At 73.1% G+C, this 23,767-nt stretch carries 22 protein-coding genes; 6 read left to right on the top strand and 16 right to left on the bottom strand.

From position 1 onward, the window contains the following. Positions 1–11 precede the first annotated feature (11 nt). The 5 genes from NRK68_RS26310 to NRK68_RS26290 form a co-directional block, all read right to left on the bottom strand. Positions 12–935: an LLM class F420-dependent oxidoreductase gene (locus NRK68_RS26310; protein ID WP_257856933.1), complete on the bottom strand. Its 924-nt coding sequence runs from the start codon at positions 933–935 to the stop codon at positions 12–14. 230 nt (positions 936–1,165) lie between these two features. Beyond that, complete coding sequence (locus NRK68_RS26305) at positions 1,166–1,651, bottom strand: DUF6099 family protein (protein WP_183068336.1); 486 nt, start codon at positions 1,649–1,651, stop codon at positions 1,166–1,168. A gap of 123 nt (positions 1,652–1,774) precedes the next feature. Then, entirely contained in the window at positions 1,775–2,116 is a 342-nt protein-coding gene (locus NRK68_RS26300) for a nucleotide pyrophosphohydrolase (RefSeq protein WP_257857932.1), read from the bottom strand. A 107-nt stretch (positions 2,117–2,223) separates the two neighbouring features. Then, on the bottom strand, positions 2,224–3,654 hold the full coding sequence (locus NRK68_RS26295) for an AAA family ATPase (protein WP_257856932.1): 1,431 nt from the start codon (positions 3,652–3,654) through the stop codon (positions 2,224–2,226). A gap of 67 nt (positions 3,655–3,721) precedes the next feature. Next, positions 3,722–4,117, bottom strand: a complete 396-nt coding sequence (locus tag NRK68_RS26290) for a cell division protein SepF (protein ID WP_030651331.1) — start codon at positions 4,115–4,117, stop codon at positions 3,722–3,724. Positions 4,118–4,272: 155 nt separating this feature from the next. Between NRK68_RS26290 and NRK68_RS26285 the strand changes: the two genes are divergently transcribed. Both NRK68_RS26285 and NRK68_RS26280 read left to right on the top strand, forming a co-directional pair. Then, complete coding sequence (locus NRK68_RS26285; RefSeq protein ID WP_183068334.1) at positions 4,273–5,004, top strand: DUF2470 domain-containing protein; 732 nt, start codon at positions 4,273–4,275, stop codon at positions 5,002–5,004. A gap of 42 nt (positions 5,005–5,046) precedes the next feature. Continuing rightward, a complete protein-coding gene (locus NRK68_RS26280) occupies positions 5,047–5,967 on the top strand; it encodes an NADP-dependent oxidoreductase (RefSeq protein WP_183068333.1) in 921 nt (306 codons plus the stop codon). Positions 5,968–6,110: 143 nt separating this feature from the next. On the opposite strand, the gene NRK68_RS26275 is transcribed toward NRK68_RS26280, so the two are convergent. The 6 genes from NRK68_RS26275 to NRK68_RS26250 form a co-directional block, all read right to left on the bottom strand. Further along, positions 6,111–7,454 carry an LLM class flavin-dependent oxidoreductase gene (locus NRK68_RS26275; protein WP_183068332.1) on the bottom strand — a complete coding sequence of 448 codons (1,344 nt, stop codon included), beginning with the start codon at positions 7,452–7,454 and terminating at the stop codon, positions 6,111–6,113. 236 nt (positions 7,455–7,690) lie between these two features. Beyond that, positions 7,691–8,608, bottom strand: coding sequence for an ABC transporter permease (locus NRK68_RS26270; RefSeq protein ID WP_257856931.1), 918 nt, complete (start codon positions 8,606–8,608; stop codon positions 7,691–7,693). Continuing rightward, positions 8,605–9,441 (bottom strand): ABC transporter ATP-binding protein, encoded by an 837-nt coding sequence (locus NRK68_RS26265; protein WP_183068331.1) that lies wholly within the window; start codon positions 9,439–9,441, stop codon positions 8,605–8,607. The genes NRK68_RS26270 and NRK68_RS26265 overlap by 4 nt, the downstream gene beginning before the upstream one ends. Before the next feature lie 8 nt (positions 9,442–9,449). Continuing rightward, on the bottom strand, positions 9,450–10,493 hold the full coding sequence (locus NRK68_RS26260) for an ABC transporter substrate-binding protein (protein WP_257856930.1): 1,044 nt from the start codon (positions 10,491–10,493) through the stop codon (positions 9,450–9,452). Between the two features lie 46 nt (positions 10,494–10,539). After that, on the bottom strand, positions 10,540–11,160 hold the full coding sequence (ssuE, locus tag NRK68_RS26255; RefSeq protein ID WP_257856929.1) for an NADPH-dependent FMN reductase: 621 nt from the start codon (positions 11,158–11,160) through the stop codon (positions 10,540–10,542). Positions 11,161–11,201: 41 nt separating this feature from the next. Continuing rightward, positions 11,202–12,164 (bottom strand): TauD/TfdA dioxygenase family protein, encoded by a 963-nt coding sequence (locus tag NRK68_RS26250; protein ID WP_183068329.1) that lies wholly within the window; start codon positions 12,162–12,164, stop codon positions 11,202–11,204. A gap of 1,769 nt (positions 12,165–13,933) precedes the next feature. Between NRK68_RS26250 and mutA the strand changes: the two genes are divergently transcribed. The 3 genes from mutA to meaB are packed head-to-tail and all read left to right on the top strand — an operon-like array spanning position 13,934 to position 18,976. Beyond that, positions 13,934–15,799 carry a methylmalonyl-CoA mutase small subunit gene (gene mutA / locus NRK68_RS26245; RefSeq protein WP_257856928.1) on the top strand — a complete coding sequence of 622 codons (1,866 nt, stop codon included), beginning with the start codon at positions 13,934–13,936 and terminating at the stop codon, positions 15,797–15,799. After that, the gene (gene scpA / locus NRK68_RS26240) at positions 15,796–17,982 is read left to right on the top strand and encodes a methylmalonyl-CoA mutase (RefSeq protein WP_183068327.1); all 2,187 of its coding nucleotides are present in this window, start codon (positions 15,796–15,798) and stop codon (positions 17,980–17,982) included. Before mutA ends, scpA begins: the two co-directional genes overlap by 4 nt. A 10-nt stretch (positions 17,983–17,992) precedes the next feature. Beyond that, positions 17,993–18,976: a methylmalonyl Co-A mutase-associated GTPase MeaB gene (gene meaB, locus NRK68_RS26235; protein WP_183068326.1), complete on the top strand. Its 984-nt coding sequence runs from the start codon at positions 17,993–17,995 to the stop codon at positions 18,974–18,976. 202 nt (positions 18,977–19,178) lie between these two features. On the opposite strand, the gene NRK68_RS26230 is transcribed toward meaB, so the two are convergent. Then, positions 19,179–20,180 carry an asparaginase gene (locus tag NRK68_RS26230; RefSeq protein ID WP_183068325.1) on the bottom strand — a complete coding sequence of 334 codons (1,002 nt, stop codon included), beginning with the start codon at positions 20,178–20,180 and terminating at the stop codon, positions 19,179–19,181. A gap of 122 nt (positions 20,181–20,302) precedes the next feature. Between NRK68_RS26230 and NRK68_RS26225 the strand changes: the two genes are divergently transcribed. Continuing rightward, positions 20,303–20,758, top strand: coding sequence for an Lrp/AsnC family transcriptional regulator (locus NRK68_RS26225; RefSeq protein WP_183068324.1), 456 nt, complete (start codon positions 20,303–20,305; stop codon positions 20,756–20,758). Between the two features lie 155 nt (positions 20,759–20,913). Here the strand turns inward: NRK68_RS26225 and ddaH are convergent, their stop codons facing one another. From ddaH to NRK68_RS26205, 4 genes are all read right to left on the bottom strand, one after another. Further along, entirely contained in the window at positions 20,914–21,801 is an 888-nt protein-coding gene (gene ddaH / locus NRK68_RS26220) for a dimethylargininase (RefSeq protein ID WP_183068323.1), read from the bottom strand. A gap of 120 nt (positions 21,802–21,921) precedes the next feature. After that, positions 21,922–22,422: a hypothetical protein gene (locus NRK68_RS26215; RefSeq protein WP_183068322.1), complete on the bottom strand. Its 501-nt coding sequence runs from the start codon at positions 22,420–22,422 to the stop codon at positions 21,922–21,924. Positions 22,423–22,467: 45 nt separating this feature from the next. After that, the gene (locus NRK68_RS26210) at positions 22,468–22,971 is read right to left on the bottom strand and encodes a nuclear transport factor 2 family protein (RefSeq protein ID WP_257856927.1); all 504 of its coding nucleotides are present in this window, start codon (positions 22,969–22,971) and stop codon (positions 22,468–22,470) included. Then, the gene (locus NRK68_RS26205) at positions 22,968–23,702 is read right to left on the bottom strand and encodes an SDR family oxidoreductase (RefSeq protein WP_257856926.1); all 735 of its coding nucleotides are present in this window, start codon (positions 23,700–23,702) and stop codon (positions 22,968–22,970) included. The genes NRK68_RS26210 and NRK68_RS26205 overlap by 4 nt, the downstream gene beginning before the upstream one ends. Positions 23,703–23,767: the final 65 nt, after the last annotated feature.

Below are 23,767 nucleotides of genomic sequence, written 5' to 3'. Positions count from 1 at the left end.
TCTCCTCTCCACTAACGCAGCTGGGAGAGCACCTGGGCGGAGATCAGCTCCAGGTGGTCCAGGTCGTCGAGGTCGAGCAGCTGGAGGTAGACGCGGGAGGATCCGGCGGCGCCGTAGGCGCCGATCTTCTCCACGACCTCGGCCGGCGAGCCGGCCAGGCCGTTCGCCTTGAGCTCGTCCACGTCCCGGCCGATGGCGGCGGCCCGGCGGGCCACCTCGGCGTCGTCCTTGCCCACGCACACCACCAGGGCGTTGGAGTAGACGAGGTCGTCGGGCCTCCGGCCGGCGTGTTCGGCGGCCTCCCGGACCCGGCCGAACTGCCGCTTGCTGTCGGTGATCGACGCGAACGGCATGTTGAACTCGTCCGCGTACCGCGCGGCGAGGCGCGGTGTCCGCTTGGCCCCGTGGCCGCCGACGAGAACCGGGATTCTGGCCTGGACGGGCTTGGGGAGCGCGGGCGAGTTCTCCACGCGGTAGTGGTCGCCCGCGTAGTCGAAGGTGGCGCCGGGCGCGGTGGCCCACAGACCGGTGACGACGGCCAGCTGTTCCTCCAGCCGGGACATCCGGTCCGCGGGGAAGGGGATCCCGTAGGCCTTGTGCTCGTCCTCGAACCAGCCCGCGCCCAGGCCCAGCTCGATACGGCCCCCGGACATCTGGTCGACCTGGGCCACCTGGATGGCGAGGACTCCGGGCAGCCGGAAGGTGCCGGCCGTCATCAGGGTGCCGAGGCGGATCCGCCTGGTCTCGCGGGCCAGGCCCGCGAGGGTGATCCAGGCGTCGGTCGGGCCGGGCAGGCCGTCGGCCGCTCCCATCCGCAGATAGTGATCGGAGCGAAAAAACGCATCGAAGCCGAGGTCCTCGGTGGCCCTGGCGACGGTCAGGAGGGTGTCGTAGCTCGCCCCCTGCTGGGGCTCGGTGAAAATGCGAAGATCCATGCCTTCCATCCTGCCCCGCCCGGCCCCGCGCCGGCGGCTTCGCGCCGGTGCGTCCACCGCGCCCTTCCCCCGCGGGAAAGGGTCCGCGGACCGCACCGCCGGGAGGGAGCGCCCGGCCCACCGGTCCGCGTGACCGTGCGGGTCCCGTCGCCGCGGCGGCCCTGGCCGCCGCGCACGACGAAACCCGGCCCGTGCCGCTCTCCGCGCCGCCCGTACCGGGCGGGCCCGGCTCAGGCAACGCCCGAGGCGGACCCCCGTTCACGCACCGTCATGCGGCGCAGGAGTGCCCGTACCCGGTCGCTCGACTCGTCAGCCGCGTCGATCGACTCTATGCACTGCCAGTACAGGGTCTCGTCGTCCGTGCCGCAGGCCACCCCGACCAGGGCTATGCCCACTTCTCCCAGGAGCGCCTGGAGTCCGAGCAGTGCCTGCCGGAGATCCGCCACCCCGCTCAGCTGTGCGGCTCGCGGCGGGTACTCGGGCGCGCTGCCCTCGCCGCGCAGGGCCGCCCGGTCCAGTACCCCGCATCCTCTGCCTCCCGCTTCCCCCAGTCCCCGTGCCTCCGGTCTCAGCTCCGGCGGCCCGGTGACCGCCAGCCAGCTCCCTATCCCCTGCGCGAGCGCCTGGGCCTGCCAGGCCTCGCCCACGATTCCCCACGCAGCCCCGCTCTGTGCCAGCGCGTGCCGGCCGGCCGCGATGAGCCGTACCGCATCCATATGCCGTCCCCCGTCCGCACGACATCCCGCCGTCCTCACCACTACCCAGAGTGAGGGCAACGGGCCATTAAAGCCAGGGGTATTCGGAAAATGTGGACAGAAACGTGATTGTGGAGGAGTCCATCACTCCGAAGAGTGACGATTCGGTGTCGGACCACCCGTTACGGGGAAGCGCAGTTCATTCCGCTCGATCTTCGCGGCCAGCGCATCCAGCACATCCACCCCGAGAACCTCACAGAACTGCAGGAGATACGCGAGCACGTCGGCGACCTCATCGGCCACGCGGTGGGCGGATTCCGGTTCCTCCATGACCTTCGCCGACTGTTCCGGCGTCAGCCACTGGAAGATCTCCACCAGTTCGGCCGCCTCCACGCTCAGCGCCACGGCCAGGTTCTTGGGGGTGTGGTACGGCTCCCAGCCGCGCGCCGCCGCGAACTGCGCGAGCCTGCGCTGCAGCACGTCCAGCCGTTCCTCGGGCCGTCCGTCGGGCCGTCCGTCGGGCCGCACGTCCAGCCGCCGGTCGGGCCGTTCGTCGGACCGCCGCTCGGACGGCCGGGGCTCCTGCGTCTCGTTCATACCGACAGGTCTACCACCGACACGCCGTCCAGACGGCGGGCGGCGGCCGCGGTCCCCTCCCCCACGGCCGCCACCAGCCGGACGTGGCCGCGGCCGCAGGACAGCAGCGCCAGCCGCAGCAGCTCGGCGGCCTGGTTCCCGTCCAGTCCGCGGTCGAGGCCGTCGGCCAGCACCGTCAGCGCCTGCCGTGCGGAGAGCAGTTCGGCGGCGGGGTCCATGTCCAGCACCCCCGGCCCGGTGAGCAGGACCAGCGCCAGCGCGAGGAAACGCAGCTCGCCCGAACCGAGCCGGGCCAGTTCCGTGGCGGGGCGGCCGGGTCCGCGGTCCAGCACCGCGGCGACGCCGCCGCCCGCGGCGGCGCGTACGTCCAGCCCGGCGACGGGCCCCGCACAGCCGGTCCGCGCGGCCTCGGCCAGCAGCGCGTGGCGGGTCCCGCATTCGTGGCGGGTCCGGCGCAGGACGTCGGCGAGGTTGGCGCAGTCGGCCAGCAGCCGGCCCTCGCCCGGCGGGACGGCTGCGCGCATCCGGTCCGGACGGGGGTCGCAGGCGAACACCGAGCGCAGGGCCACGACCGCCTGCTCGGCGGCGGCGAGCACCTGCCGCTGGCCGGCCGTGGATCCGGCGACCCGCAGCGGGAGCAGCGCGGTGCCGAGCCGGTTGTCGGGCAGCGGGGCCCGGGTGACGCCGACAGCGCCGCCGGTCAGCCAGGAGGCCTGCACCGAGCGCCGGCCCGGGTCGCGCAGGGCGGTGGCGAACAGGATCTGCCCGTCCTGGGAGAGCCGTTCGCCGACGATCCGCAGGGCCGGCTCGGCCTGGACGGCGAGTTCGAGCCGGACGGGTCCGGCGGGGCCGTCGACCGTACAGCCGAGCCGGAAGCCGCGCCGCCGCTGGGTGTCGGGGAGGGCGCCGTCGGGGATGCGGGCGCCGGGGTCCGGGAAGACCGTTTCGAGGGTGGCGCCCGAGCCCAGCCCGGCCAGGGCCTCGTAGGCGGCCAGGACCTGGGACTTGCCGCTGCCGCTCGGTCCGGCGAAGAGGGTGACCGGCCCCAGCGGGAAGGCCGCGGACCGGTGCTGCCCGAAGGCGGACAGCCGTAACTCGGTGATCACGGGCCGCGCGTACGGCTGCCGCCGCGCGGGCTCGACGGGCCGGCCGGTGCCACGCCGGGCCCCCTGCGCCGGCACGACGGGATCCGCGCCCGCACCGGCTGCCGGTGCGGGAGATACGGACGGGCCCGGGACGCCGGCCGCAGCCGTGGCGGTGGGAGCGGCGGGCGCCGCCGCCGTGGCGACGGGCGCTGCCGGGCCGGCGGCGGGAGGGACGTGCCGGGCCGGCGGCGGCGGTTGGGCCGGGGAGGGCTCGCCGGACGGTCCGGCCTCGGGGGAATCGGTGCGGGTGTCGTCGCCCGGCGCGACGGCGGTGGCGTCCATGCGCCGGACGGTACGGGCCGCCGGGCCCCCCGCGGCCCCGGCGAACCGTTCCTTCGTACGGACCTTCCTACGATCGGGGGACGGCCGCGGCCGCGATCCCCTCGACCTCGGTCCCGACGGGCGCCAGCAGGAAGACGTTCCGGTCCACCCGGTGCATTCCGCTGCCCAGCCCGAAGACCACCCCGCTGCTGAAGTCCAGGATCCTCTTGGCCACTTCGCTGTCCGCGCCGGTGAGGTCGAGCAGCACCGGGATCTGCGCGATCAGGTACTCGGCCACCTCCCGCGCGTCCGCGAAGATCTGGACTCTGATCACCACGAAGCGCCGCTGCTCCGCCGCCGTCGCCCCGGGCGACTTGGGAATCGTGCGGTGGTCCACCCGGGAGGGCCATTCGTTGCGACTGCGCAGGGGTACCACCTGCGCGAGCCCCTCCCACTGTTCGTCGGTGACGTCGTACCTGCTCACCGGGCCGCCTCGGCCGCGTGCTTCATGTGCATCCCCCCATCCTCTCGTGTTTCACCCGTTCAGCCCAACAACGACACGAGCGGTGCCGGGTACTCTCAGGAACCAAGATGAGTTAGGTTAGGCATACCTAACTTACGAAGGATGGAGAGATCCGCATGCGCCTGTTCGGTGACCCCGCGCCCTCGGCCGCCCTGCCCACCGCCGCCGAGCGGATCCGGTCGGTCCTGGCCGCCGCCCACTCCATGACGGTGGTCACCGACGGCCTGCGCTCCGAAGTCCGCCACCTCGACGGCGGCGACCCCATGGGCCGGCTGCACCTGCACCCCGCCGAGCCCGGCGGACACGCGGAGCACCGGCCCGCGATCCGCCTGGAGTTCACCGACGTCGCTCCCACCCCCGTACGCGACCGGGTGCGCGCCCGCGTCACCGTGCTGGGCCGGCTGCTCACCCCCTACTCCGACCTGTCCGCCGGGTCCGGGGCCGGGTCCGGGGCCGAGTCCACCTGCATGGAGTTCGAGCGCGCCGAGCTCGAGACCGCCGAGGGCGTCGCGTACGTCGGACTGGAGGAGCTGGACGAGGCCGCCCCCGACCCGCTCGCCGCGTACGAGGCGGGCATGCTCACGCACCTCCTCGACGAGCACCACGATCTCGTCACACTGCTGCTGCGCCTGGTCCAGCCGCAGCCCACGGCCGCGGTCGTGCGCGCCCTGCCGCTCGCCATGGACCGCTACGGGATCACCCTGCGGCTGGAGGAGCGGCGCGGCCACCGCGACGTACGGCTGGCCTTCCCCTCGCCCCTCGACGACGTCGAGCAGTCGGGAGCGCAGATCCAGGCGCTCTTCAGCGCGGCGCGCAGGCGCTCCCACCGCAACACCCTGCCGGCCTGACGGTCCCGGAATAGCCTCAGCGCAGCCCGCGTTGGGGCGATCATGAAGGCCATCACATACAGCGAATACGGAACTCCCGCCTCTCTCACGGTCGTTGACGTCCCGAAGCCCAAGGTGGGGCCGGGTGAGGTGCTCGTCCGCGTCAAGGCCGCCGGGGTCAATCCGGTGGACTGGAAGCTCGCCGCCGGGTATCTCGACCCGATCCTCGAAGTCCGCCACCCGGTGATACCCGGCTGGGACGTGGCCGGTGTCGTCGAGGCGGTCGGCCCGGACACCTCCGACTTCGCCGTGGGCGACGAGGTGTACGGCTACGTCCGCAAGGAGTGGGTGGAGCTGGGTACCTATGCCGAGCTGGTCGCCGCCCCCGTCCGCACGCTCGCCCGCAAGCCGCGCGGGCTGACCTTCGAACAGGCCGCGGGCGTACCCCTGGCCGGCCTCACCGCGTACCAGTCGCTGACCCGCGTCGGTGTCCGGGCCGGCGAGAGCGTCCTCATCCACTCCGCGGCCGGTGGTACGGGCTCCTTCGGCGTGCAGATCGCGGTGGCCCTGGGCCTGCGGGTCATCGGCACCGCCGGCGCGCACAACCACGACTACCTGCGCTCGCTCGGCGCGGAGCCCGTGCTGTACGGGGAGGGGCTGGCGGACCGGGTCCGCGAGCTCGCGCCCGGCGGCGTGGACGCCGCTCTCGATTTCTACGGGGACGACGTCATCGAGACGCTCCAGTCACTGGTCGGACAGCGCGACCGGGTGGTGTCGATCGCCGACCAGGAGGCGGCGGCGAAGGGCGCCCACCAGCTGTGGGTGCGCCCGGACGCCGCCGACCTGGCCTTCCTCGCGGAGCTGGCGGACGCGGGGAAGCTCACGGTGAACGTGGAACACGCGCTGCCGCTGGCGGAGGCGGCCAAGGCCTGGGAACTGAGTGCGGCGGGCCGTACGCGCGGCAAGATCGTCCTGACGGTCTGACGCAATCACCCCGACGGGCGGGCGGTAGGCGGTCCGGTACGGCGGTACGGCGGTACGGCCCGCACCCGGGCGGGTGCGGGGCGCGTGCGGGCGGGTTGCCCGGCGGAGCGCCCCGGCCGCGACGGGCACCCGCCCGCTCCCGGTCAGGCGGAGACCGCCCGGGCGGCGGCCGTGTGGCGGTTGGCCGGGCGGGGCAGGCCGTAGTGCTCGCGCAGGGTGCGGCCGGTGTACTCGGTGCGGAAGAGTCCACGGCGCTGGAGGATCGGTACGACCTGGTCGACGAAGTCGGTCAGGCCGGTCGGCAGCACGGGCGCCATGATGTTGAAGCCGTCGGCGGCGCCCTGGGTGAACCACTGCTCCAGCTGGTCGGCGATCTGCTCGGGGGTGCCGGCGAAGACCCGGTGACCGCGGCCGGCGCCGAGGCGGGCGATCAGCTCGCGCAGGGTGAGGCCGTCGCGGCGGGCGAGTTCGGCGACGAGCGTGAAACGGCTCTTGTTGCCGTTGATGTCCCGCTCCTCCGGCAGGTCGGGCAGCGGGCCGTCGAGGGGCAGGCCGGTGAGGTCCACGCCCAGCATCCCGGAGAGCTGGGCGAGACCGTACTCCGGCACCTGGAGGTCGGTGAGCTCCTGTTCCAGGGCCTTCGCCTCGGCCTCGGTGGAGCCGATGACGGGGGCGATGCCGGGCAGCACGAGCAGGTCGTCCTCGGCGCGGCCGAACCGGGCGAGGCGGGACTTGAGGTCCTTGTAGAAGGTCTGGCCGTCGGCGAGGGTCTGCTGCGCGGTGAAGACGGCCTCGGCGTACTGCGCGGCGAACTCCTTCCCGGACTCGGAGGAGCCCGCCTGCACGAGCAGCGGGTAACCCTGCGGGGAGCGGGGCACGTTGAGCGGTCCGGCGACGCCGAAGTACTCCCCGCGGTGCGCGGCCGGGTGCAGCTTGTCGGTGTCGGCGTAGATGCCGGCCTCCTTGTCGAGGACGATCGCGTCGTCCTCCCAGCTGTCCCAGAGTTTGGTGGCGACGTCGAGGAACTCACGGGCCCGGTCGTAGCGCAGGCCGTGCTCCAGGTGCTCGTCCCGGTTGAAGTTGCGCGCCTCGTCGAGGGTGCCGGAGGTGACGATGTTCCAGCCGGCCCGGCCGCCGCTGATGTGGTCGAGGGAGGCGAACTTGCGGGCGAGGTTGAAGGGTTCGTTGAAGGTGGTGGAGACGGTGGCGATGAGCCCGATGTGCTCGGTGACGGCGGCGATGGCCGAGAGCAGGGTGAGCGGCTCGAATCCGCCGAGGGCGTTGTAGCGGGCCTTGCCCCACAGGGCGAGCCCGTCGGCGAAGAAGATCGAGTCGAGCCGGCCGCGTTCGGCGGTGCGGGCCAGTTCCTGGAAGTACGTCAGGTCGGTGACACGTTCGGGCGCGCCGGCGGGGTGCCGCCAGGCGGCGTCGTGGTGCCCGGCGTTCATGAGGAAGGCGTTGAGGTGCAGGGTCCGGGGAGCGGTCATGGCGGGTCCTCGTGGTTCTGGTGGTGGCGTGCGTGGCATGGGGCGGGCAGGCGCGTCCTCGGGCGGGGCAGGGAGGCGCCCCGGGCGGGGCGGGGAGGCGCCCCGGGCGGGGCGGGAAGGCCGGGCAGGGCGGGGCGGGGAGGCCGGGCAGGGCGGGGCGGGGAGGCCGGGCAGGGCGGGGCGGGGAGGCCGGGCAGGGCAGGGCCCTGGCGGGGCGGGCCTGACGGGGCCGGGTGTCAGGAGGGGACGCGCCAGGTGCTGAGGCGGCGTTCGATCGTGACCAGGAGCTGGTTGAAGGCCACGCCGATGGCGGAGATCGTGACGATGCCCGCGTACATCTGCGGGATCGCGAAGTTGAACTGCGAGGCGTTGATCAGGTAGCCCAGACCCGCCTTCGCGCCGATCATCTCGGCGGCCACGAGGACGAGGATGGAGACGGCTCCGGCGAGCCGGATCCCGGTGAACACGGCCGGTACGGAGGCCGGCAGGATCACCTTCTGGAAGAGCCTCGGGGTGGACAGGTCCATGGAGCGGGCGAGCCGGACGAGCGTGGGATCGGCGTTCCCGACGGCACTGATGGTGTTCAGCAGGATCGGCCAGACGCACGCGTAGACGACGATGGACACTTTCGAGGTCTCGCCGATGCCGAGCAGGAGCACGAAGACCGGCAGCAGGGCCAGCGCGGCCGTGTTGCGGAACACCTCCAGCAGCGGGCCGAGCAGGGCGGCGACCGGCCGGTACCAGCCGATCAGCAGACCCAGCGGGACGGCCACGAGGACGGCGATGCCGAAGCCGCCGAAGGAGCGGATCAGGCTGGCCCAGGTGTGCCGGCCGAGCTGGCCGTTGCCGAGGAGCTCCCACCAGGCGGCGGCCACCTCGCTGACCGGCGGCAGGAAGGTCGGATCGGCCAGTCCCAGGCGGGGTGCGGTCTCCCAGACGGCGAGGAGCGCCAGGATCGCCGCCGAGCGCACGGACAGGGCCCGAAGCCGGCGTCCCACTGCGCGCAGCGGCTGCCGGGCCGGTCGGCGTCCGGCGGTCCCGGCCCCGGGTGCCGCCGGACGCGGCGGGGGCGCGGATTCCCGTACCTCCACGGCGGGAACCGGGGCGGCGACGGGCAGTACGGCAGGGGCAGCGGTGTCGGTTCCGGTGGTCATACGGAGGCCTCCTCCTTCTCCAGTTGCTGGGCGCGGGCCACCTCGTCGTGGAGCAGGGTCCAGATCTCGTGGCGGCGGCGGGCGAACTCCGGGCTGGAGCGGAGTTCCTCGCCCTGCGGGCCCGTCGCGAGGGCGCTGCCGGTCGTGCCGGGGGCGGCGGTGCCGGGGCGTTCACCGAAGGCGACGGGGACGATCTCCTTGATCCGCCCGGGGCGGGAGGTCATGACGGCCACCCTCTGGCCGAGGTACACCGCCTCCTCGATGCCGTGCGTGATGAAGACGACGGTCTTCCCGGTGCGCTGCCAGATGCGGCGCAGCTCGTCCTGGAGGGACTCGCGGGTCTGCGCGTCGAGCGCGGCGAACGGCTCGTCCATCAGCAGCACGTCCGGGTCGTAGGCCAGCGAGCGGGCGATCGCCACGCGCTGGCGCATGCCGCCGGAGAGCTGGTGCGGATGGCGGTCCTCGAAGCCGGTCAGGCCGACGAGGTCCAGGAACTCCCGGGCCCGTTGCTTGCGTTCGCGGCGCGGTACGCCCGTCGCCTCCAGACCGAACTCGACGTTGCCGAGGGCCGTCCGCCAGGGCAGCAGCGCGTACTGCTGGAAGACGATGCCCCGGTCCAGGCCCGGCCCGGTGACCGGCTTGCCGTCGAGCAGGATCCGGCCGGCCGTCGGGGCGGACAGTCCGCCGAGGAGGTCCAGGAGGGTGGACTTGCCGCAGCCGCTGGGGCCGACGACCACGAGGAATTCGCCGCTGCGGATCTCCAGGTCGATGCCGTCGAGGGCCGTGAAGTCCCCGAAGGTCTTGCGGACCCCCTCGAACACGATCTTCGCCATGTCCGTCGTCACCCCTTCCTGTGTCCGTTGAACTCGTTGGTGTAGAGGTCGGTCGCCTTCAGCTGGCCCTTCTTGATGTCGCCGCGCTCGGCGAGCCAGTCCAGCCAGACCTGGAACTCCTTGTCGGAGATCCGGCCGCCGGTCTCGGCGACGCCGTACGAGCGCCAGTACTTGAGGGTGGCGGTGTCCTCGTTGCGGCCGCGCTTGGTGACGATGTCCGTCATCCGGGCGATGACCTGCTCGTGCGGGGTGGTGCGGGACCACTCGATGGCCTTGGCCACTCCGGTGACGAAGGTCCGTACGGTGTCGGGGTTCTCCTTGACGAAGCGCTTCGTCATCACGTAGCTGCCCGCGCTGAACGGGCCGAGCAGTTCGAAGTCGGTGAAGAGGGGGCGGATCCCGCCGGCGGCGAGGGCCTTGTCGCGCAGCACCCCGCCGAGCACGGCGACCTCGATCTGCTTCTGTCTGAGCACCTGTTCGGTGTTGACCGGGGGGACCACCAGGGACTCGACCTTGGCCGCGTCCGCCTTCGACACCCCGTTGCGCCCCAGGTAGATCTCCAGCATGGCCTGGGCGTGCGCGCCCAGGGTGTTCATGCCGACCTTCTTGCCGATCAGGTCGCGGGCGGTCCGGATGGGGCTGTCCTCCAGCACGTAGTAGCCGCTGTAGGAGTGCTGGTCGGAGCCGTAGTAGGAGATGACCGAGGTGATCGGGGCCTTGCTGCTGGCCAGTTTGACGATGGCGCCGTTGAAGGCGCCGCCGAAGTGGATCTGGCCGGTGGCGGCGGACTGGATGTCCTGCGGGCCGCTGATGGTGTTGCCGATCCACTCCAGCTTCACGTCGCCGAGGTAGCCGAGGTCGGCGGCGAGTTCGGGGAGCGTGACGCCTCCCACGCTGCCCTGGTACTTCAGGGTGGTGACCTGGCCGCCTGAACCGGAGCCGGAGCCGGATCCGGCGGTGGCCGTCCCGCAGCTCACCGCGGCCGCCGAGATGCCGAGCAGGGTGAGGAACTGGCGCCGGGAGGTGGTGGTCGAGGTGAGTGCTGCGGGCATGACGGTTCCTTGTCGTACGGGTGGTGGGCGAGGGGCGGGGACGGCCCTACGGGGCGGTGGCTATGGCGGTGGCGGTGGCGGTGGCGGTGAGCAGCGAGGGGGCGGCGGTCGGCACGGGTGCGGTCGGCACGGAGGCGGCACGCAGGGCGTCCGCGAACTCGTCGACGGCCTGGAGGAGGTCGAGTTCCGCCTCGGGCCGCAGCCGGTCGGGGCCGGAGCCGCGCTCGACGGTGGAGTCCAGGACGAACCGGCCGGCGGTGACGTGCCGGGCTCCGAGGGCGGTCAGCACGGGGCGCAGGGCGTAGTCGATGGTCAGGACGTGCGCGAGGCTGCCGCCGGTGGCGAGTGGCAGCACCGTCTTGCCGGCGAGGCCGTCCTGCGGGAGCAGGTCGAGGAAGGCCTTGAGCAGGCCGGTGTACGAGGCCTTGTAGACGGGGGTCGCGATGATCAGGCCGTCGGCCTCGGCGACGGCCTCGAGAGCGCGGCGGATCTCGGGCTCGCCGCGGCGGGCGGCCAGCAGGTCCGCGGCGGGGAGCTCGCGTACGGCCAGGGTGGCGGTCTCGAAGCCGACGTGGGCGTGCGTGAGGTGGCGCAGCGCGTGGTCGGCGACGACCGCGGTACGGGAGTGGGCGGAGGGGCTGCCGGTGAGGGCGAGCAGCTTGGGCACGGTGGCTCCTTGAGCGGCGTACGGACTCTGACGACGACAGGTCAGGCGGCGGAACCGGTGGAGGCGGAACCGGTGGAGGCGCCGGACGGGATCCCGAAGGAGGGGTCCGGGACGGTCTCCGGGCTGATCAAGCGGGACGGGACCCCGTCGGGGCCGACCGGGACGTCGCCGTCGACGGTGACGCGGCGCAGCGTGCGCTCGTGGTCGTCGGAGTCGTCCACGCCGTAGTGCTGGGTGGCTCGGTTGTCCCAGATCGCGACGTCACCGGCCTGCCACTGCCAGCGGACGGTGTTCTCGGGGCTCTCGATGTGGGCCTGGAAGAGGTCGAGCAGCGCGCGGCTGTCCCGGCCGGTCAGGCCCTGGATCCGCTGGACGAAGTTGCCGAGCAGCAGGGTGCGCTCGCCGGTCTCGGGGTGGACGCGGACCACGGGGTGCTCGGTGAGGAACGTGGTGGAGGTGAACACCTCGCGGTACTGGGCCAGGGCCTCGGGAAGGGCGTCGGGCCGCAGGGCGGCGTAGTCGTACTCGTTGGAGTGCACCGCGCGCAGGCCGTCGGCGAGGGCGCGGAGCGGCTCGGGGAGGCCGGCGTAGGCGGTGGCCGTGTTGGCCCAGAGCGTGTCACCGCCGTACGGGGGGATGGTGACGGCCCGGAGGATGGAGAAGGCGGGGTAGGCGGGGACGAAGGTGACGTCGGTGTGCCACTGGTTGGCGCGGGCACCGTGGTGGGAGTCGATGCCGAGGGCGTAACGGCCGTCCGCGGAGGGCACGGTGGGGTGCGCGACGGGCGCACCGAGCAGCTCGGCGAAGGCTTCGTGGGCGGCCTCGTCGAGGTGCCCCTGGCCGCGGAAGAAGACGACCTTGTGGGCGAGCAGGGCGGCCCGGATCCCGGCGACGTCGTCGTCGCTCAGACCCCCGCCGAGCCGGACCCCGCCGATCTCGGCGCCGATGCGCCCGCCGATCTTCGTGACGCTGAGGGCGGTGGCGGTGTGGGTGGCAGTGGCCATGATGACTCCTCGGTGAGGCTGCGGGGGCTGCTTCCGCAGCGGAAGAAACAGAGCGGGGTGCGGGGCTGTACGGATACGGCTCCGGAAGCCGTGCCGGCGTGGTGCGGGCCCGGTTCGATACGGGTGCGGCCACGACGGCGGGGCGCGGGTCCGGTACGGGTGCAGGTTCGGCGCGAGTGCGGCCACCGGGTCGGGGCCGGCCGACGCGGTGGTGGGGTGTGTGAGGGTGCGAGGGGGTGCCGCCGCGGGCTCGGTGCCCTGCGCCACGGACTGCGAGGGCAGGTTCGGTGCCGGGCGGGTTCGAAGCGGGCGCGGTGGGGGCAGTGCGGTACGGGTGATGCGTACGGGGCGGGGCCCGAAGGCGTCGGACCGAGGTCGCGGAGGGCCCTCCCTCCGACGAACGGGAGGGCCGCCGCCTCGGGCGGATCCGCCCGTCGGCCGGCGAGGCTCGCAGACCGCCGGGCTCGTGACCCGGCCGACCTGTCGGCCGTGAACGGCCGGACCACCGGCCTGCCGGCCGTCGGTCCGCCGAGATCGGCAGTTCGACCGGCCGACGCCCGCCGGTCATTCGACCCGGGGAGCTGGTGATCCCGGACCGGCCGTCCACCCAGGCGAACCCGCTGACCGCACCGGCCGGCCGCCGACTCTCCGATTCGCCCGGGCCCGCGGTGAGCGAACCGTCGGGACGGCCGGCCCGCCGGGCGGAAGCCTGGTCAGGATGTGGAACGCGGGGCTGCGGAAGCCCGGCGGTCCGTCCGGGTGGATCGCGGCCGCCGCGGCTGCGGAGATGTCAGGGGCGACAGGGGGCCGGACAGCGGCCCGGACACTGGCCCGGCGCGGTGCGAGGGCCGGGGGTGCGGAGCCGCGGGGCGAGGTGTTCGTTCGCGGTCATGTCCCGGAGCGTGTCAGTGCCCCGGACCCGGGTCAACCCACGTCCCCAGCCACCCCGCGCCTGCCTCGCCGGCCCCCGCGTCCACCTCGTACACCTGGCCCGACCTGGCCTTTCCCCCGTACGACGCCCCACTCGGCACCCCGCCCCGGCGGCCGAAAACCGTGGCCGGATTTCACGGTGCCGCAATGCGGCCGCCACGCGTTCGCCGGGATCGACACCTGCCGCCCGGCGCAGGGGCCGCCTACCGGACGAACCCGGCCCGGTACTGGCCCTCGCGGGTCCCACCCCCGAGCCACACACGCGCGGTCACATCGCCGGGCGGAACAGGCTCGGCCCGGCGGCCGTGTCGCGGCGGGCGACCGGGCTGCCGCGCGAGCTGCCCGGGCTCGGCGGCGGGGCCTGGATGCCTGCCGGCGACGGCCTCCGGCACAGGCTCGGCGCGGGGGCCGGGCACCGGGGCCGGGCCGGGGCGGCTCCGGCGCGGCAGCGGGCCGGGCACCTGCGCGGCAGCGGGCCGGGCGCATGCGTCCCGCCGCCCGTGACCCGCGCGCCGGTCGGCAGCTGTGCGAGCGGCGCCGGGCGGCGTCCGTTCTGTCGGATGTCTGCAATCCGGCGGGCTTGGTGGTGACCGGGTCGGCGGGCGTCCTGCGCGAGGGGCGCGCGGAGGGGATCCGGGGTGCCGCGCTGGAGCTCGTGCGCGTCCGCGACGGCCCCGCACGGATCGCGGTCCCGCGCGCGGGCGCGGCCGGGCTGCCGGGGGCCGCCGCAACCGTGCTGCTCAGCCGGGTGTTCCAGGACCCCGTCGGCACGCTCCGAGAGGGGGAGATCACACCCGCCGGTATGGTGCCACCTGAGCGCGCTCCCCTACATTCGAGCCATGACGGTCCTGCCTGACGACGGGCTCTCCCTGGCCGCCGAGTTCCCTGACGCGACGCATGAGCAGTGGCAGCGCCTTGTAGAAGGCGTACTGCGCAAGTCGGGCAAGGAAGCATCCGGCGAGGCCGCAGAAGATGCGCTGTCCACCCGACTCGAGGACGGGCTCACCACCCGCCCGCTGTACACCGCGCCGTCCGACGGGACGGTGCCCGACACCGGTTTTCCCGGCTTCGCCCCCTTCGTCCGCGGAGGCAGGCCGGAAGGCACCACCGCGAACGGCTGGGACGTGCGCCAGCGCCTCGCTGGCACCGATCCGCAGCGCCTGAACGAGGCGGCGCTCGCGGACCTGGAGAACGGGGTCACCTCCCTCTGGCTCACCGTGGGCCGCGGCGGCATCCCGGCCGACGGTCTCGCCCGGGCCCTGGACGGGGTCTACCTGGACCTCGCCCCGATCGCCCTGGACGCCGGAGCCGACTACGCGGGGGCAGCCCGCGCGCTGCTGGATCTGTTCGCCGAGCGTTCGGTGGCTCCGGAGGCCGTGCGGGCCTTTCTGGGTGCCGACCCGCTGGGCCACGAGGCCCGGACCGGCGAGGTACTGGACCCGGCCGCCGCAGTCGAGCTGGCCCGGGAGGCCGCCGCCGGCCTGCCGGGCGTGCGCGCCCTGGCCGTGGACGCCCTGCCGTACCACGAGGCCGGCGGCAGCGCCGCCGAGGAGCTGGGGCTCTCGCTGGCCACCGGCGTGGCCTACCTGCGCGCCCTCTCCGCAGGTGGGCTGAGCGTCGATGCCGCGCTCGGTCAGCTGGAGTTCCGCTACGCCGCGACCGCGGACCAGTTCCTCACCATCGCCAAGTTCCGTGCCGCTCGCCGGCTGTGGGCCCGGATCGCCGAGGCCTCGGGGGCCCCGGAGGCGGGTGCCCAGCGCCAGCACGCCGTGACCTCGCCGGTGATGATGACCCGCCGCGACCCGTGGGTGAACATGCTGCGCACCACCGTGGCCTGCATGGCCGCGGGCGTCGGCGGGGCCGACTCGGTCACCGTGCTCCCCTTCGACAGTGAACTGGGCCTGCCGGACGCCTTCGCGCGCCGCATCGCCCGCAACACCTCCACGATCCTGCTGGAGGAGTCGCACCTGGCCCGGGTGATCGACCCGGCCGGCGGTTCGTACTACGTCGAGCGCCTCACCGACGAACTCGCCCACGCCGCCTGGGAGTTCTTCCGGACGGTGGAGAAGGCCGGCGGCATGGCCGCCGCCCTGCGTTCCGGGCTGGTCGCCGAACGGCTCGCCGCCACCTGGGCGGAGCGTTCGAGGAAGCTGGCCAGGCGACGCGAACCGATCACCGGCGTCAGCGAGTTCCCGCTGCTGTCGGAGAAGCCGGTCGTCCGCGAGCCCGCGCCCGCGGCTCCCACGGGCGGCCTGCCGCGCGTACGGCGCGACGAGGCGTACGAGGCCCTGCGGGCCCGCAGCGACGCGCATCTGGCGGCGACCGGCGCCCGGCCGAGGATCTTCCTCGCCGCGCTGGGCCCGGCGGCCGCGCACACCGCGCGCGCCACCTTCGCCTCGAACCTGTTCCAGGCGGGCGGCGTCGAGTCCGTGCACGACCCGGTGTCGGTGGACGCGGAGACGGTGGGCGCCGCCTACGCCGCGAGCGGCGCCGACGGCATGGCCGTGCTCTGCTCCAGCGACGCGCTGTACGAGGAGCAGGCCGCGGCGGTGGCTGACGCCCTGCGTGCGGCGGGCGCCACGACCGTCTTCCTCGCCGGCCGGCCGGGCACCGCAGAGGCTTCCGTGGACGAGTACGTCTTCGCCGGCTGTGACGCCGTCGCCGTGCTGTCCTCCGTACTCGACCGGATGGGAGTGCCCGCATGAGCATCCCCGATTTCTCCGAGCTGGCGCTCGGTCCCACCGCCTCCGCCGGGGTCTCGGAGGAGCAGTGGCGCTCCTCGGTGAAGGAGTCCACCGGCACCGCTGCCGCCGACCTGCTGTGGGAGACGCCCGAGGGCATCGGCGTCAAGCCGCTCTACACCGGGCGGGACGTGGAGGGTCTGGACTTCCTGCACACGTACCCGGGCGTGGCCCCGTACCTGCGCGGCCCGTACCCGACGATGTACGTCAACCAGCCCTGGACGATCCGGCAGTACGCCGGCTTCTCCACGGCCGAGGAGTCGAACGCCTTCTACCGCCGCAACCTGGCGTCCGGTCAGAAGGGCCTGTCGGTCGCCTTCGACCTGCCCACGCACCGCGGCTACGACAGCGACCACCCGCGCGTGACCGGTGACGTCGGCATGGCGGGCGTGGCCATCGACTCGATCTACGACATGCGGCAGCTGTTCGACGGGATCCCGCTGGACAGGATGTCGGTGTCGATGACGATGAACGGCGCGGTGCTGCCCGTCCTCGCGCTGTACATCGTGGCGGCGGAGGAGCAGGGCGTCTCCCCCGACAAGCTCGCCGGGACCATCCAGAACGACATCCTCAAGGAGTTCATGGTCCGCAACACCTACATCTACCCGCCGAAGCCCTCGATGCGGATCATCTCCGACATCTTCGCGTTCACCTCGCAGAAGATGCCGCGGTACAACTCGATCTCCATCTCCGGCTACCACATCCAGGAGGCCGGTGCCACGGCCGACCTGGAGCTGGCGTACACCCTCGCGGACGGCGTGGAGTACCTGCGGGCCGGGCAGGCGGTGGGCCTGGACGTGGACGCGTTCGCGCCGCGCCTGTCCTTCTTCTGGGCGATCGGCATGAACTTCTTCATGGAGGTCGCGAAGCTGCGCGCGGCCCGCCTGCTCTGGGCGAAGCTGGTGAAGCAGTTCGACCCGAAGAACGCCAAGTCGCTGTCGCTGCGCACGCATTCGCAGACGTCCGGGTGGTCGCTGACGGCGCAGGACGTCTTCAACAACGTGACGCGCACGTGCATCGAGGCGATGGCGGCGACCCAGGGCCACACCCAGTCGCTGCACACCAACGCCCTCGACGAGGCGCTCGCGCTGCCGACGGACTTCTCGGCGCGCATCGCCCGCAACACCCAGCTGCTGCTCCAGCAGGAGTCGGGGACCTGCCGGTCGATCGACCCGTGGGGCGGCAGCGCGTACGTGGAGAAGCTGACGTACGACCTGGCGCGGCGGGCCTGGCAGCACATCGAGGAGGTGGAGGCGGCCGGCGGCATGGCGCAGGCCATCGACGCGGGCATCCCGAAGCTGCGGGTGGAGGAGGCCGCGGCGCGTACGCAGGCCCGGATCGACTCGGGCCGGCAGCCGGTGATCGGCGTCAACAAGTACCGCGTGGAGAACGACGAGGCGATCGACGTCCTCAAGGTCGACAACTCATCGGTGCGCGCCCAGCAGATCGCCAAGCTGCGGCGGCTGCGGGAGGAGCGCGACGAGGCGGTCACGCAGGACACGCTGCGGGCGCTGACGAACGCCGCCGAGCGCGGCGACGGCAACCTCCTCGCGCTGGCCGTGGACGCGGCGCGGGCCAAGGCGACCGTGGGTGAGATCTCGGACGCACTGGAGAAGGTGTACGGGCGGCACGCGAGCCAGATCCGTACGATCGCGGGCGTGTACCGCAACGAAGCAGGCGAGTCCCCGTCGGTGGAGCGCACCCGTGCGCTGGTGGACCGGTTCGAGGAGGCGGAGGGACGCCGTCCGCGCATCCTGGTGGCCAAGATGGGCCAGGACGGGCACGACCGCGGCCAGAAGGTGATCGCGACCGCCTTCGCCGACCTGGGCTTCGACGTGGACGTCGGCCCGCTGTTCCAGACCCCGGCGGAGGTGGCCCGCCAGGCCGTCGAGGCGGACGTCCACGTGGTGGGTGTGTCGTCACTGGCGGCCGGTCACCTGACCCTCGTACCGGCCCTGCGCGAGCAGCTGGCGGAGGAGGGCCGCGAGGACATCATGATCGTCGTGGGCGGGGTGATCCCGCCCGCCGATGTCCCGACGCTGCTGGAGATGGGCGCGACCGCGGTGTTCCCGCCCGGAACGGTCATCCCGGACGCGGCCCACGACCTGGTGACGCGGCTGGCCGCGGACCTGGGCCACGAGCTGTAGGCGGGCGCCGGTGCCGAGGATCGACATCGAGGCGTACGCGAAGGGGGTGCTCGACGGGAAGCGCGCGTTCATCGCGCGGGCGATCACCCTCGTCGAGTCCACCCTGCCCGCTCACCGGGCGCTCGCGCAGAGCCTGTTGACGGAGCTGCTGCCGCACGCGGGGCGGGCCCGCCGGATCGGCATCAGCGGGGTGCCGGGGGTGGGCAAGTCCACCTTCATCGACGCCTTCGGCACGATGCTGACGGGGCTCGGCCACCGGGTCGCGGTGCTCGCGGTGGACCCGTCGTCGACGCGTACGGGCGGCTCCATCCTGGGTGACAAGACCCGGATGGAGCGGCTGTCGGTGGACCCGGCGGCGTTCGTGCGGCCGTCGCCGTCGGCGGGCACGCTGGGCGGGGTCGCGAAGGCCACGCGCGAGTCGATGATCGTGATGGAGGCGGCGGGCTACGACGTGGTCCTCGTCGAGACGGTCGGCGTGGGCCAGTCGGAGACCACGGTCGCCGGCATGGTCGACTCCTTCCTGCTGCTGTCCCTGGCCCGTACGGGCGACCAGCTGCAGGGCATCAAGAAGGGTGTCCTGGAGCTGGCGGACGTGCTGGCGGTGAACAAGGCGGACGGCCCGCACGAGCGCGACGCGAAGGCCGCCGCCCGCGAACTGTCGGGCGCGCTGCGGCTGATGCACCCGGTGGACGCGGCCTGGACGCCGCCGGTCCTGACGTGCAGCGCCCGGGAGTCGACGGGCCTGGACGAGGTGTGGAACCGGCTGGAGCAGCACCGGACCCTGCTGGAGGCGGGCGGGCGGCTGGCGGCGAAGCGGGCGGCGCAGCAGGTGGAGTGGACCTGGTCGATGGTGCGCGACGAGCTGCTGGAGCGGCTGCGCGCGGACCCGGCCGTACGGGAACTCGCGCCGGACCTGGAGGCGGCGGTACGGGCCGGCTCGGTCACCCCGACCTCGGCGGCGGACCGCATCCTGTCGGCGTTCGGAGGCGCCTGAGCGCGGGCCGCGCGCCGACGGTGGGCGGCAGGAAGTCCATGGGGCCGTGCCCCTGGTCCCGGAGCGTTCCGGGACCAGGGGCACGGCCGTGTGTGCCGAGGCTCGGCGGGCCGGGCATGATCGGCCACCCGGCCTCAGGCCGCCAGGCCTCGAAGCCTCAGGCCGCCAGGCCTCAAAGCCTCGGCCGGCAGGCCTCCAGGCCTCAGGCCTCGACGAGTACCGGGCCGGCCGGGGTCAGGGACTCGCGGAGGATGCGGGCCTGCTCCGCCGTGTCGTCGGTGGCGAGGAGGGCGGAGAGGACCGCGATACGAGCCTGGCCGGCGCGGAGGGTGCCCGTGGGGACGGCGCCGGCCGCGACGAGGTCCACCGCGCCGCCGTGGGTGTAGATCTCGGTGACCGGTCCGGCCATGACGCGGGTGGTCAGGGCGACCAGCACCCCGCGGGCGACGGCCGCGCGGACCGCTTCCACGATCTCGGGGGTGGCGTTGCCCGCGCCGGTCCCGATGAGGACGATGCCGCGGGCGCCGGCCTCGACGGCGGCGTTCAGGAGCACCGGGTCGGCGTCGGCGTGGTGCATCACCACGTCGACGCGGGGCGGGAGTTCGGGCATCGCGGGAAGCGGAAGCGCGGCGGGGCGCCGGGGGCTGCGCAGGAGGGTGACCTTGCCGAAGCCGACCTTGCCGAGCAGTTCCCTGGACGGGTCCGCGAACGCGTCCAGGTCCACGGCCTGCGTCTTCACGGTGCCGCGGGCGGCGTGGACGCGTCCGGCGAAGGCGATCAGGACGCCGAGGCCGCGGGTGGTGGCGGCGGTGAGCAGTGCGTCGTAGAGGTTGCCCGGTCCGTCGCCGTCGGCGGTGCCCATGGGCCGCTGCGAGCCGGTGAAGACCACGGGGCGGGGGTCGTGGTGGTGGAGGTCGACAAGGAACGCCGACTCCTCCAGGGTGTCGGTGCCGTGGGTGACGACGATGCCGTCGACGCCGGGGTCGGCGAGCACCTCGTGCACGGTGCGCAGGAGGGTGAGCTGGTGGGCCGTGGTGAGCCGGGGGCTGTTCACGCTGAACAGGTCGACGACCTCGACGGTCATGTCCTCCGGCAGCGGCGCCGTGGCGATGACCTCGTTCCCGTCGGCGTCCGCGGCGAAGCCGGAGCCCTGCCAGCGGCTGGCTATCGTGCCGCCGGTGCTGATGACGACGATCCGTCCCATGCTGCGTGGCCGCCCTTCACTCGTACATATGCACTCAAAGCAGCAATGATAGAGCGATCTGTGCGCAATATGCTTGCGCCTTCCGCCCGGGCGACGGGGGAAGCGTGGGTGATAATTGCGCCATGGACGCCATTGACCGCGATATCTTGCGCGAGCTCCAGGCCGACGGGCGGCTGAGCAACCAGGAGCTGGCCCAGCGGGTGGGGCTGACGCCGTCGCCCTGTATGCGCCGGGTGCGCCAGCTGGAGCAGGACGGCGTGATCCAGGGCTACCGCGCCGTGATCGACCCGGAGGCCGTCGAGCGCGGCTTCGAGGTGCTGGTCTCGGTCGAGGTGCGCCGTGACCGGGACGCGGTCGAGGCCTTCGAGGCCGCCCTCCAGGACATCCCGGACGTGATCGAGGCGTACCGGCTCTTCGGGAGCCCGGGCTGCCTGCTGCGGATCGCCGTCGCGGACCTGCGTGCGTACGAGCGGCTGTGGATCGAGAAGCTGACCGCCCTCACCGGTATCACCGAGGTCAACTCACAGATCATCATGAAGCGCATCAAGGAGCCGACCGGCCTGCCGGTGAACCGCTGACCCGTACGGGGCGAAATGGGCGGCGGGAATTCAAAAACATCCGAGTGAACGCATAAGAATTCACATCCGTTGTGCGCGGCCCGCGATAAGGCTGTGGTGCGGCCCCCGTCGACCGGGACCGCACCACAGCCGTTTCACGCCTTACCCGAGGCCGATTACCGGGCGGACGCCGAATCGGAAAGCGGGCCCGGGCCGCCGACACGGCGGGAGGGTCGGACGGCCGGCGCCGGACGCAGTTCCAGCGTGCAGCACTTGGCGCTGCCGCCGGCCTTGAGCAGCTCGGACAGATCGACACCGATCGGCTCGAACCCGCGTTCCGCGAGCCGGCCGGCCAGCCCCCGCGCCTGCTCGGGCAGGACCACGTGCAGGCCGTCGGAGACGGCGTTCAGCCCGAACGCCACCGCGTCGGCCTCCTCGGCCAGGACCGCGCCCGGGAACCGGTCCGCGAGCACCTCACGGCTCTCCGGGGAGAACGCCGCCGGGTAGTACATGATCTCGTCGCGGTCGAGGACCGCCAGCGCGGTGTCGAGGTGGTAGAACCGCGGGTCGACCAGCGTCAGCCCGAGGACCGACCGCCCGAAGAACTCCTCCGCCTCCCGCTGCGCGCGCGGGTCGCTGCGGAACCCGCTGCCCGCCAGGAGCGTGTCGCCGGCGAGCAGGAAGTCACCCTCGCCCTCGTTGACGTACTCCGCCTGCCGGACCTCGCCCCAGCCCCGCTCCGCGAACCAGTCCAGGTAGGCCGGGGACTCCCCCGCCCGGTAGTCGTGCCGGAAGCGGGCGACGAGCACCCGCCCGTCCAGCACGGTCGCCCCGTTGGCCGCGAAGACCATGTCCGGCAGGTCGGGCACCGGCTCGATGAGGTCGATCCGGTGCCCGAGCTCGACGAACACGTCATGCAGCCGCTTCCACTGGGAAAGGCCGGTTTCCGTCACCGTGGGCTGCGTGGGGTCCATCCACGGATTGATCGAATACCGTACGTCGAAGTAATGCGGACGGCACATCAGATAATGCCGCGGCCTTGCCGTTCGCCCAGATCTGCTCATGGTTTCCCTCGATGCGGAGATGGTTCACGGATACCTCGCGCCACGATATCCAGGCCGTCGCCACACTCGACAGGAGCAGGTGAACAGGTGGCCAATTTCCGCTTTCAGGCACGACTTCTTTCAGGGCATGGCGTCCAGCACGGCGTCCAGAGTGAGCTTCCACATCGGCTCGGCTCCGGTCCCGAAGGCCGCGGCGAGCGCGTATCCGACGGCCGCGTCGTACGCCTCCGGCCGCCCGCCCTCCCACTCGGCGCTCACCCGCCCGTCCCCGGTCGACACGAACATCCCGAGTTCCACGCCGTCGCGGGACAGCCGGCTGCCGTCGAGCGAGACGGGCACGAACCGCAGGCTTCCGACGTCGACCCGGTAGGACGTACGGGTCAGGAACCCCTTGGCGGGCCGCAACTGCGTCTCCACGCCCCCGACGTGCATCACCAGGTGTCCGGGGTCCCTGGTCCCGATCGGCACCTGGCTGTCCACCTCCGCCCCGTCGGTGCGCCGCACCTCGACCCGCGGCACCCCGTCCCCGTCCACGACGAGGGTCCCCGCCTCGTGGTCGAGTTCGACGGTGACCGTCCCGAACTGGGGGTCCTCTGCGGGCGGGTACGCGTACGACTCCATCGGCTGATCCTTGCTCTCCTGTGCTGGGAAGACCATTGTCGGGGATCATCCGAGCCACAAGATCAACATCTCTCGGCGGAAGGCCTCCGGACCGGTGTCCTCCCCCGTGGTCCACCGGACGCCGAGCCGCTGGCGGGCCAGGCGCCAGCCGCCGTCCGCCGCCCTGCGGAACTCCCAGTCGTACGGGCCTCCCATCGCGTACGGGGTGCGGTCTGCCCCCTCGCCCGTGACGGCGACGAACCACATGTAGCCGATGCCGGTCGCCCGGTCCCCGTCCACCTCGAAGTGCGTGTTCAGAAGGTGGTGCTGCATGCTCGGGAAGGGCGCCTCGACCTCCTCCACCTTCGTCAGGATCGCCTCCCTGCCGTGTATCTCCCCCCACGGCCCGAACTCCAGCACCGCGTCCTCGGCCCAGCACTCGATCCAGGTCCGCCAGTCCTTGCGGTCCAGCGCCCGCCACCCCCGGACCAGCAGGCCGCGCAGCGCCTCCTTGTCCTCCAGCAGCCGCAGCCGGCGGGCCAGGCCGTCGCGGCCGTCCGGGGCGCTCACTGCGCGCTCGCGGCCGGACGGACGACGATCTCGTTGACGTCGACCTCCGGCGGCCGGGACACGGCGTAGGCGATGGCGTCCGCCACCGCCGCGGCCGGCAGCGCCACGGCCCGGTAGGCCCTCATCGCCTCCCGCGCCACGGGATCGCCGATGTGGTCGGCGAGTTCGGACTCGGTCACCCCCGGGGAGACGAGGGTGACCCGGATCCGGCCGTCGGACTCCTGCCGCAGCCCCTCGGAGATCGCCCGTACGGCGAACTTGGTGGCGCAGTACACCGCGGCCGTGGGCGAGACCTCGTAGGCGCCGACGGAGGCGATGTTCACGATGTGCCCGGCGCCCCGGGCCCGCATCACGGGCAGGGCGGCGGCGATCCCGTACAGCACGCCCCGGACGTTCACGTCGATCATCCGGTCCCACTCCTCGACCTCCAGCGCGGCCAGCGGCGAAAGGGGCATCACCCCAGCGTTGTTGACCAGCACGTCCACCCGCCCGTACCGCTCGTCCGCCGCGGCCACGAAGCCCCGTACGTCCCCGGCGTCCGTGACGTCGAGCCGCCGGAACGCCGCCGTCCCGCCCGCGGCACCGATCTCCGTGCTCAGGGCCTCCAACCGCCCGGTGCGCCGTGCGCCGAGGAAGACGCGGTGCCCGTCGGCGGCGAGCCGCCTCGCGGTGGCCTCCCCGATCCCGCTGCTCGCTCCGGTGATCGCCACGACCTTGGATTCGTCGCTCATGTCCGTCCGCCTGCCTCGTTCCTCGACCCTGCGCGCAGGTCCCTCCTGCCCGGCCGAGTCTTCGC

It is taken from the genome of Streptomyces yangpuensis (assembly GCF_024666385.1).
GTDB classification, from domain to species: Bacteria; Actinomycetota; Actinomycetes; order Streptomycetales; family Streptomycetaceae; genus Streptomyces; species Streptomyces yangpuensis.
The sequence above is the reverse complement of the archived record's forward strand: the minus strand, read 5'-3'. Positions and strand labels throughout refer to the sequence as shown.